The 8215-nt window shown below is 61.8% G+C and carries 7 protein-coding genes; 3 read left to right on the top strand and 4 right to left on the bottom strand.

Annotated elements, in window-relative coordinates:
* The 4 genes from AAC126_RS14215 to AAC126_RS14200 form a co-directional block, all read right to left on the bottom strand.
* The coding region (locus AAC126_RS14215; protein WP_339854407.1) for a histidine kinase dimerization/phospho-acceptor domain-containing protein at positions 1 to 2122 on the bottom strand (2122 nt) is incomplete at its 3' end.
* The gene (locus AAC126_RS14210; RefSeq protein WP_339854405.1) at positions 2122 to 2385 is read right to left on the bottom strand and encodes a hypothetical protein; all 264 of its coding nucleotides are present in this window, start codon (positions 2383 to 2385) and stop codon (positions 2122 to 2124) included. The genes AAC126_RS14210 and AAC126_RS14215, both read right to left, overlap by 1 nt.
* A 3-nt stretch (positions 2386 to 2388) precedes the next feature.
* Positions 2389 to 2760: a response regulator gene (locus AAC126_RS14205; protein WP_339854403.1), complete on the bottom strand. Its 372-nt coding sequence runs from the start codon at positions 2758 to 2760 to the stop codon at positions 2389 to 2391.
* 107 nt (positions 2761 to 2867) lie between these two features.
* Positions 2868 to 4379, bottom strand: a complete 1512-nt coding sequence (locus AAC126_RS14200; protein ID WP_339854401.1) for a short-chain fatty acyl-CoA regulator family protein — start codon at positions 4377 to 4379, stop codon at positions 2868 to 2870.
* A 230-nt stretch (positions 4380 to 4609) separates the two neighbouring features.
* On the opposite strand from AAC126_RS14200, the gene AAC126_RS14195 reads away from it, so the two are divergent.
* From AAC126_RS14195 to AAC126_RS14185, 3 genes are all read left to right on the top strand, one after another.
* Positions 4610 to 5965 carry a substrate-binding protein gene (locus AAC126_RS14195; protein ID WP_339854398.1) on the top strand — a complete coding sequence of 452 codons (1356 nt, stop codon included), beginning with the start codon at positions 4610 to 4612 and terminating at the stop codon, positions 5963 to 5965.
* 89 nt (positions 5966 to 6054) lie between these two features.
* The gene (locus tag AAC126_RS14190; protein WP_339854396.1) at positions 6055 to 7071 is read left to right on the top strand and encodes a branched-chain amino acid ABC transporter permease; all 1017 of its coding nucleotides are present in this window, start codon (positions 6055 to 6057) and stop codon (positions 7069 to 7071) included.
* 1 nt (position 7072) lies between these two features.
* On the top strand, positions 7073 to 8215 hold the full coding sequence (locus tag AAC126_RS14185; RefSeq protein WP_339854394.1) for a branched-chain amino acid ABC transporter permease: 1143 nt from the start codon (positions 7073 to 7075) through the stop codon (positions 8213 to 8215).

The raw sequence follows: 8215 nt of genomic DNA, 5'->3' as shown, positions 1-8215 counted from the left end.
TCGACAGGTCGCGGGTTTCCAGCAGGATTTCCGAGAAGGAGCGGATCGAGGTCATTGGCGTGCGAACCTCGTGACTGACCTGGCTCAGGAAATCGTCCTTCTGGGCATCCAGCAGGGTCAGCCGCTGGTTGGCCCGGCGAAGCTCCCGCGCGGTGGCTTCGAGCTCGAGCGATTTCTTTTCCACCTCCTGACTGTATTCCATCAGCTGCGCCGTCTCGTCGGCGATCCGCATCAGCTCGTCGAGGCTGATGGTCTCGCCGCTGACGATGCGGGAGATCATGGCGCGGGCCGAGGCGGCGCCGATTGAACCTGCAAGGCGCCGCTCCAGATGCGCGATGAAGGCATCTGTGGGGCGTGGGAAGTCGCCATCCAGTCCCTGGCCTTCGGCGAATTCGCGGAACACGCGCTGGGCTTCGGTCGAGCCGAGAATGCGCTGGGCCAGGATGAACAGATCCTCGGCCGAGGCGGAGCGCTGGATGAAGCGGTGCTCGTCGCCCGCAGGCGTTTTGAAAACATCGACAAACAGCGTGCCCTGCAACCGCTCCAGCGGTTTCGGCTCGAACAGCAGGGAGCCGACGATGAAGAGAATGGTGTTGGTGGCAAGACTCCAGAACAGGGCATGGACCAGCGGGTCCTGTCCGTTCAGTCCGAACAGGGCTTGCGGCCGGAACAGATCGAGGCCCCAGGGGCCGTGCTCGATTGTGCTGGCCGAAAGCAGCAGGTCGCCCTCGAAACTGGGCAGGAACAGGGTGTAGCCCCAGAGCAGGAAGCCGACCAGCAGACCGAGTTTGGCGCCGCTCGCGGTGGCCCGCTTCCAGTAGATGCCGCCAAGCAGGGAGGGCAGGAACTGGGCAACGCCGGCAAAGGCGATCAGACCGATGGCGGCCAGCGCGTCCGACTTGCCGCTGAGCCGGAAATAGAGATAGCCGAGCAGCAGGATGAAACCGATGCTGATGCGCCGGCTGATCAGTAGCAGGCGGCGCACATCGCCGCTGCGTTCGATGGATGTCCAGGGCGTCCGGAGCGCGATCGGCATGACGATATGGTTCGAGATCATGGTCGACAGCGCGATGGAGGCGACGATGACCATCGAGGTGGCCGAGGAAAACCCGCCGAGAAACGCCAGCAGCACCAGAAAATCCTGATCGACGGACATCGGCAGCGTCAGCACGAACATGTCCGGATTGGAGCCTTCCGGCAGTACCGTGAGGCCGCCGATGGCAATTGGCAGCACGAACAGGCTCATCAGCAGCAGATAGGCCGGGAACAGCCAGGAGGCCATGCGCAACTGGTCCTCGCCGGTATTTTCCACCACGGTGACCTGGAACTGGCGCGGCAGGCAGACAATCGCGATGGCGGACAGGAAGGTGAGCGCAATCCAGCGTGCATTGAACATATCGTCGGTCTGCAGGATACGGGCTGCATCGCGGCTGAAGATGTCGGCGGGCCCGTCCGCCAGTGCGAAAACCACGAACAGCCCGACAGCGATGAGGGCGAAGAGCTTCACCAGGGCTTCCAGCGCGATGGCGGCGACCACACCATGATGGCGCTCGTTCGCGTCGATTGTCCTTGTGCCGAAAATGATAGTGAAGAGCGCCATCCCGGCGGCGATCCAGAACGCCATGTCGATACCCAGGGCGTCGCTCGGCGCGCCGGCCAGGTTGCCGGGATCGGAATCGACGATCACCTGAATGCTGGTGGTCACCGCCTTGAGCTGCAGGGCGATGTAGGGCGTGGTGCCGATCACCGCGATCAGGGTCACCAGAACGGCAAGGCTGGTACTCTTACCATAACGCGAGGAAATCAGATCGGCGATCGAGGTGATCCGGTGCATGTGTCCGATCCGGACCAGCTTGCGCAACAGGAACCACCAGCCCACGAAAACCAGAGTCGGGCCGAGATAGATGGTGGCGAATTCGAGCCCGCTGCGCACCGCGGAGCCGACGGCGCCGTAGAAGGTCCAGGAAGTGCAGTAGACCGAGATCGAGAGGGTGTAGACGACCGGCGACTGGATCCAGGAGGCCTTGCCGCTGCGCGCCTGACGGTCCCCCAGGAATGCGACCATGAAGAGCAGCGCCACATAGGCGAGCGAGGTCAGGAAGATCAGGTTCGGGGAAAGCATCAGCGCCCCGGAGAGGAAATATCCGCGGGCGCGTTCGCGTGCGGCTCGGGATCATGGAGCCTGCGGGAGAACCAGAAGGCAATCACTGTCAGCGCGGTCCAGAGACCGAAGACATAGGCGACGATCAGGGGAATGCCGAACAGGCTCACCCGGGCCGTGAACAGATCGATCACCGGCGGCAGGAGGAAGAAAAAACCGGCCACCGGCAGCAGGAAGGCGGCATCTCGGAATTTGGCGGCCGTGCTGGGGGATGCGGGGCGCATCGCTCAGAGCCCGGCCAGCTTGCGGACCTGATCGACGACATCCTTGTTCGAAAACGGCTTGGTCACGAAGGCGTTCGCGCCGATCTCCTCCGCCGTCTTGCGATCCTTCTCCTGACCTTTGGCCGTCAGCACGATGACCGGGAGATCGCGGGTGCGCGGCGCGGCGCGGAGCTGGCGCAGGATGTCGAAGCCGTTGCGGTGCGGCAGCATGATGTCGAGAATCACCACGTCGGGCAGGGCGCCCTCGTTGAGTTGTTCCAGGGCGGAGTTTCCGTCGAGCGCACTGGTCACCTCCCATCCTTCGCGTCCAAGCAGGAAGCTCAGGGATTCGAGAATGTTGGGCTCGTCCTCCGCAATAAAGACGCGTGTCGTCACGCCGTTCCCCCCAATAGCCGTGTTGGTAGTCCGACTGTTTTTTCAGTGCCGGTTAATGCCGAGTGTAGCTCAGGCGGGCGATGGCGCAACAGCTCTGCGTGTTTCCGTCAGGCGCCGGTGATCGGGTGTTCCTGCCGGTGGCGGCATTCCTCGCGCGTGCAGACCCGGCAGGCGGACCCGACCGGTTCGGATACGGATTTTGCGGACAGGTCCAGTCCGTCGCCATAAATCACGTCGCGGGCATAGAGCGCATCGCAGCCGAGCATGATGGAAACAAGGTGCCGTGGCGCATCGAATCCCGTCGCCTGCTTGGCGACGGTCTTGGCGAAAAACAGAAACCGGCTGCGGTCGGGGAATTCGGCCAGTTGCCGGAACACCCGGTCCGGCGTCTGAAAGGCGCGATAGATCGCCCAGAGCGGACAGGCCCCGCCATAGCGCGGCAACGGCAGATCGCGCAGCGGCAGCCGCTTGGTGATGTAGCCCGCCGGATCGGAGCGCATGAAGGCGAAGGGTACGCCTTCCGCTCCCGGCTTCCGCAGGGAGGCCAGCCGGTGGCAGACCTGCTCGACGCTGGCGCTGAAGCGGTATTGCAGCATGTCGATATCGTACCGGCAGGCGATGGCGGTCTCGCGGAACCGCTCATATGGCATCAGCAGGGCGGCGGCGGCATAGGATTGCAGCGAGCGGCGTCCCCTGACCAGCGCCGCATCGCTCGTCAGGAGCGGGGATTGCAGCAGGATTTCCTCGATCACGTCCGCCAGGGCGGTCACCACAAGCGCCCGCGCGGCGAGGAAGCGCCGGGTTGCCGCCGGCAGGGCCGGCCCGGCGCTGCCGGGTGCGGACTGCGGTGTCTTGCCGATCTGTTGCAGCAATGTGTGGGCGGCGGCTTCGAATTCCGGGGCGACCGGATCGCAGCCGAGACGCGCGCCGAGTTTGTCCACGGCTTCTTCCAGGGGCGCGAAATAGTTCTGGTTCTCCAGAACGAAATCGTCGACTTCCTCCGCCGGTGTCACGGAGCCCTGGCGTGACGGCGCGCGGTCGAAATACCCGGCCATGGCCTGGGCAACGTCTGACAGTTTCGCGCTCTCCTCCGCAAGGTTGCGGTGAAACCGCATCCGCTGCTCTTCGGGAACGTCATCGACGCTGGCGAGAATTTCCGAGGTCGACCGGATGGCGGCGATGTTGGAGAGCATGCCGTGCACGGCATCGGAAAGGAACGGGTCCTGGCGCAGACGGTCGGACAGGGCATGCAGGGCGGCGGTCTGGTCCAGCTGTGTCCGGTGCATGTTCACGATCAGCCCGGCCCATGACCGGTGCCGGGCAACGAGATCGGTCGCGCTTTCGGGATCTGTTTCACTGTCGGTATTGGCCGGATCGGCCGCGATTTCCTCCAGATCCTGAATCAGCCGCCGCTCCGCCGCACCGTCCAGATAATCGATCCCCACATCGAGAGTCTCGGCCAGACGCCGGAGAAGGGCGCCGCCGACCTGCCGTTTGTTGTGCTCGATCAGGTTCAGGTATGACGCGGAAATGCCGACACCCTGTGCAAGAGCCGCCTGTGTTCGTCCAAGGCTCCGGCGGCGCTCGCGTATTCTCATGCCAATCGGGGCGCGGGCCATGTTTCAGTTCCTTGATTTTGTTCAACTTGCTGCAGCGCAGCGTAAATTATTTACAAACCAATAATTTTTGATGTTTATATTTTTACAAAAAAATCAGCAAATTTCAATTACTTATTCGTTTATTGACTAAATGTGCGTACCCTTGTGACTGAGTGCAAAAGACGCTCACCGGGGATTGGGTCTCAGACGCTTTCCAATAATAACGGCCAGAAAAATAACGGGAGGAACAAATGGCAAAGTTTGATGCCGGCTTCAGCCGGCGTAATCTGCTTAAGGGCGGTGTCGCGTTGTCCGGCGCCCTTGCCGCGCCTACCTTTTTCACACGCAATGCTTATGGCGCTGAATTCCTGAACAATCCGGGCAGTGCAAAATCCGTGAAGCTCGGCTTCAACGTGCCGCAGACCGGCGCCTATGCCGATGAGGGTGCGGATGAGCTGCGCGCCTACCAGCTTGCCGTCAAACACCTGAATGGTGAAGGCGACGGCGGCATGATGAACACCATGAAGCCGCTGGCCCTCAAGGGTAACGGTATTCTCGGCAAGAAGGTCGAGTATGTCACGGGTGACACGCAGACCAAGTCCGACGCCGCCCGCGCATCCGCCAAGCGGATGATCGAAAAAGATGGCGCTCTGATGATCTCCGGCGGATCTTCCTCCGGTGTGGCCATCGCGGTTCAGGGGCTGTGCCAGGATGCCGGCATCATGTTCATGGCCGGTCTGACGCACTCCAACGATACGACCGGCAAGGATCGCCGCCGTAACGGTTTCCGCCACTTCTTCAACGCCTATATGTCCGGTGCCGCCCTGGCGCCGGTGCTGAAGGCGAACTACGGCACCGACCGCGTCGCCTATCACCTGACCGCCGACTACACCTGGGGCTGGACCCAGGAAGAGTCGATCAAGAACGCGACCGAAGCCGTGGGCTGGAAAACTGCCGCTGCCGTGCGTACCCCGCTCGGTGCCGGTGACTTCTCCCAGTACATCACGCCGGTTCTGAACTCCGGCGCGGACGTGCTGATCCTGAACCACTACGGCAAGGACATGGTGAACTCGCTGACCCAGGCGGTTCAGTTCGGCCTGCGCGACAAGCAGGTGAACGGCAAGGACTTCACCATCGTCGTGCCGCTCTACAGCCGTCTGATGGCTCAGGGTGCCGGCGCCAACGTGAAGGGGATCTTCGGGTCCACCAACTGGCACTGGACGCTGAAGGATGAGGCCTCCCAGGCTTTCGTGAAATCCTTCGGGGCCGAGTACGGCTTCCCGCCGAGCCAGGCCGCCCACACCTGCTATGTGCAGACCATCCTCTATGCCGATGCCTGCGAGCGTGCCGGTACCTTCGCGCCGTGCGAAGTCGTCAACGCCCTCGAGGACTTCAAGTTCGACGGCATGGGCAACGGCCCGACCCACTACCGTGCCGCTGATCACCAGTGCTTCAAGAAAGTGCTGGTCGTGAAGGGTAACGAAAACCCGACATCCCAGTTCGATCTGCTCGAAGTCGTGCAGGAAGTTCCGGCTGAACAGGTGACGTACGATCCGAATATCCCGCAGTTCGCGGGCGATCTCGGGCCGTGCAACAACGGCGCCTGATCATCTGAACGCGGATACCGGCCGCCATGAAAATGGCGGCCGGTATTTTCTGGATTACTTAGCGGGGAATCCCGAGCGGGAAACACGGCATGGACGCCATACTTCTGCAAATTCTGAACGGATTGGACAAGGGCGGCGCCTATGCGCTTATCGCTCTTGGACTGACATTGATTTTCGGCACTCTGGGCGTGGTCAATTTCGCCCATGGAGCGCTGTTCATGCTCGGGGCCTTCTGCGCCGTCACCCTGCGTGAGCTGCTGACGCTGTCAGTGAAGGTCAAGGACGAGAGCATCACCTTTTTCGAGGCCTATAAAGAGGTCCCCTATCTCGAGATCTGGTTTGGCGAGACCGGCAGCACGATCATCGATCTTGCCGTGCCGCTGTCGATCCTGTTCGCGATACCAGTCATGCTGATTATCGGCCTGATCATGGAGCGCGGCCTGATCAAGCATTTCTACAAACGCACCCACGCGGAACAGATCCTCGTCACTTTCGGTCTGGCCATCGTGCTGCAGGAAATCGTGAAGGCCCATTTCGGTGCCAATCCGATCCCGCAACCGGCGCCGGAACTGGTGTCCGGCAGCGCCCCGATAGGCGCGCTTTTTGGATTGGGTGACGCGGTTGTCTATCCTTGGTGGCGGCTGATCTATCTTGCCTTCTCCGGGCTCGTGATCGCCGCGGTCTTCGCTTTTCTGCAATTCACCACCTTCGGTATGGTGGTCCGGGCTGGCATGGAAGACCGTGAAACCGTCGGGCTGCTCGGCATCAACATCCAGAAGCGGTTCACCATTGTCTTTGGCATCGCCGCCGTGGTCGCCGGTCTGGCCGGTGTGATGTACACGCCTATCCTGCCGCCGGATTATCACATCGGGATGGACTTCCTGGTGTTGTCTTTTGTCGTGGTCGTGGTTGGCGGAATGGGATCGCTCGGCGGTGCCGTCGCTGCCGGCTTCCTGCTCGGCATCCTGCAGTCCTTTGCGTCGATGAACGAGGTGAAGAGCATCTTCCCCGGTATCGACCAGATCATTATCTACCTTGTTGCGGTGGTCATCTTGCTCGTGCGTCCGCGCGGGCTGCTGGGCCGCAAGGGCGTGATGGAGAACTGATATGATCGCGCCAACCCCAAGAAACGACCTCATCCTGATCGCACTCTTCACCGTTGCCGTCCTGACAGCGCCGCTCTGGCTCGCGCCGATCGGGGCCGGCTATCCGGATCTGCTGCAGAAGTTCGCGATTTATGGCCTGTTCGCCATCGGCTTCAACATCCTGTTCGGCATGACCGGGTATCTGTCCTTCGGTCACGCGGCTTTTCTCGGCGTCGGTTCCTACACCGCCGTCTGGTCCTTCAAGCTGCTGACCATGAATGTGCTGCCCGCCGTTATTCTCGCGGTTGGCGTATCGGGTCTGTTTGCCCTGGCCATTGGTTTCATCAGCCTGCGCCGGACAGGGATCTACTTTTCGATCCTGACCCTGGCGTTCGCACAGATGTCCTACAACATGGCCTATTCGGTGCTGACTCCGATCACCAACGGCGAGACCGGCCTGCAGCTGAGCCCGCACGATGCGCGTGTGCTCGATAAGGCCGCCGGAATCGATTACGGCGCAGCCCTGCCGACCACCGATCTTTTCGGTACCGAGATGACAGGGTATCCGGGTTTCTATTTCTGCGCCGTCATGATGATCATCGGATTCATCATCGCTCTGCGGATCGCCCGTTCGCCTTTCGGCGCCATGCTGCGGGCCATCAAGTCTAACCAGAACCGGCTCAACTATACGGGCATCAACACCCGGCCCTACGCGCTGGCAGCCTTCGTCATCTCCGGCATGTATGCCGGACTGGCCGGCTCCCTGCTTGCCGTCACCGACCCGCTTGCCGGGGCGGAGCGCATGCAGTGGACAGCGTCGGGCGAGGTCGTGCTGATGACCATTCTCGGCGGTGCCGGCACACTCCTGGGCCCGGTCTTCGGGGCCGGCGTGATCAAGTATTTCGAAAACATCTTCAGCGCCTTCAACCACGATGCGCTGATGGGGATTTTCGATTTCCTGCCGGCCTGGCTGCAGGGCATTGTGGTGTCCGTTTCGGGCCTGTTCGTCGGTGAGGGCTGGCATCTCACGCTTGGTGCGCTGTTCATGGTGATCGTCATCTTCCTGCCCGGTGGGCTGATGGAAGGGGCCGGCCGTGTCGCCAAAATGCTGCGCAAGGATCAGACTCCTCCGCATGCCTCCGTTTCCACCGCTCCCGGCGAATGA

The organism is uncultured Nisaea sp. (assembly GCF_963974195.1).
In the GTDB taxonomy this organism is placed as follows: domain Bacteria; phylum Pseudomonadota; class Alphaproteobacteria; order Thalassobaculales; family Thalassobaculaceae; genus Nisaea.
Note: the sequence above shows the minus strand (reverse complement) of the source record. Positions and strands in the feature narration are given on the sequence as shown.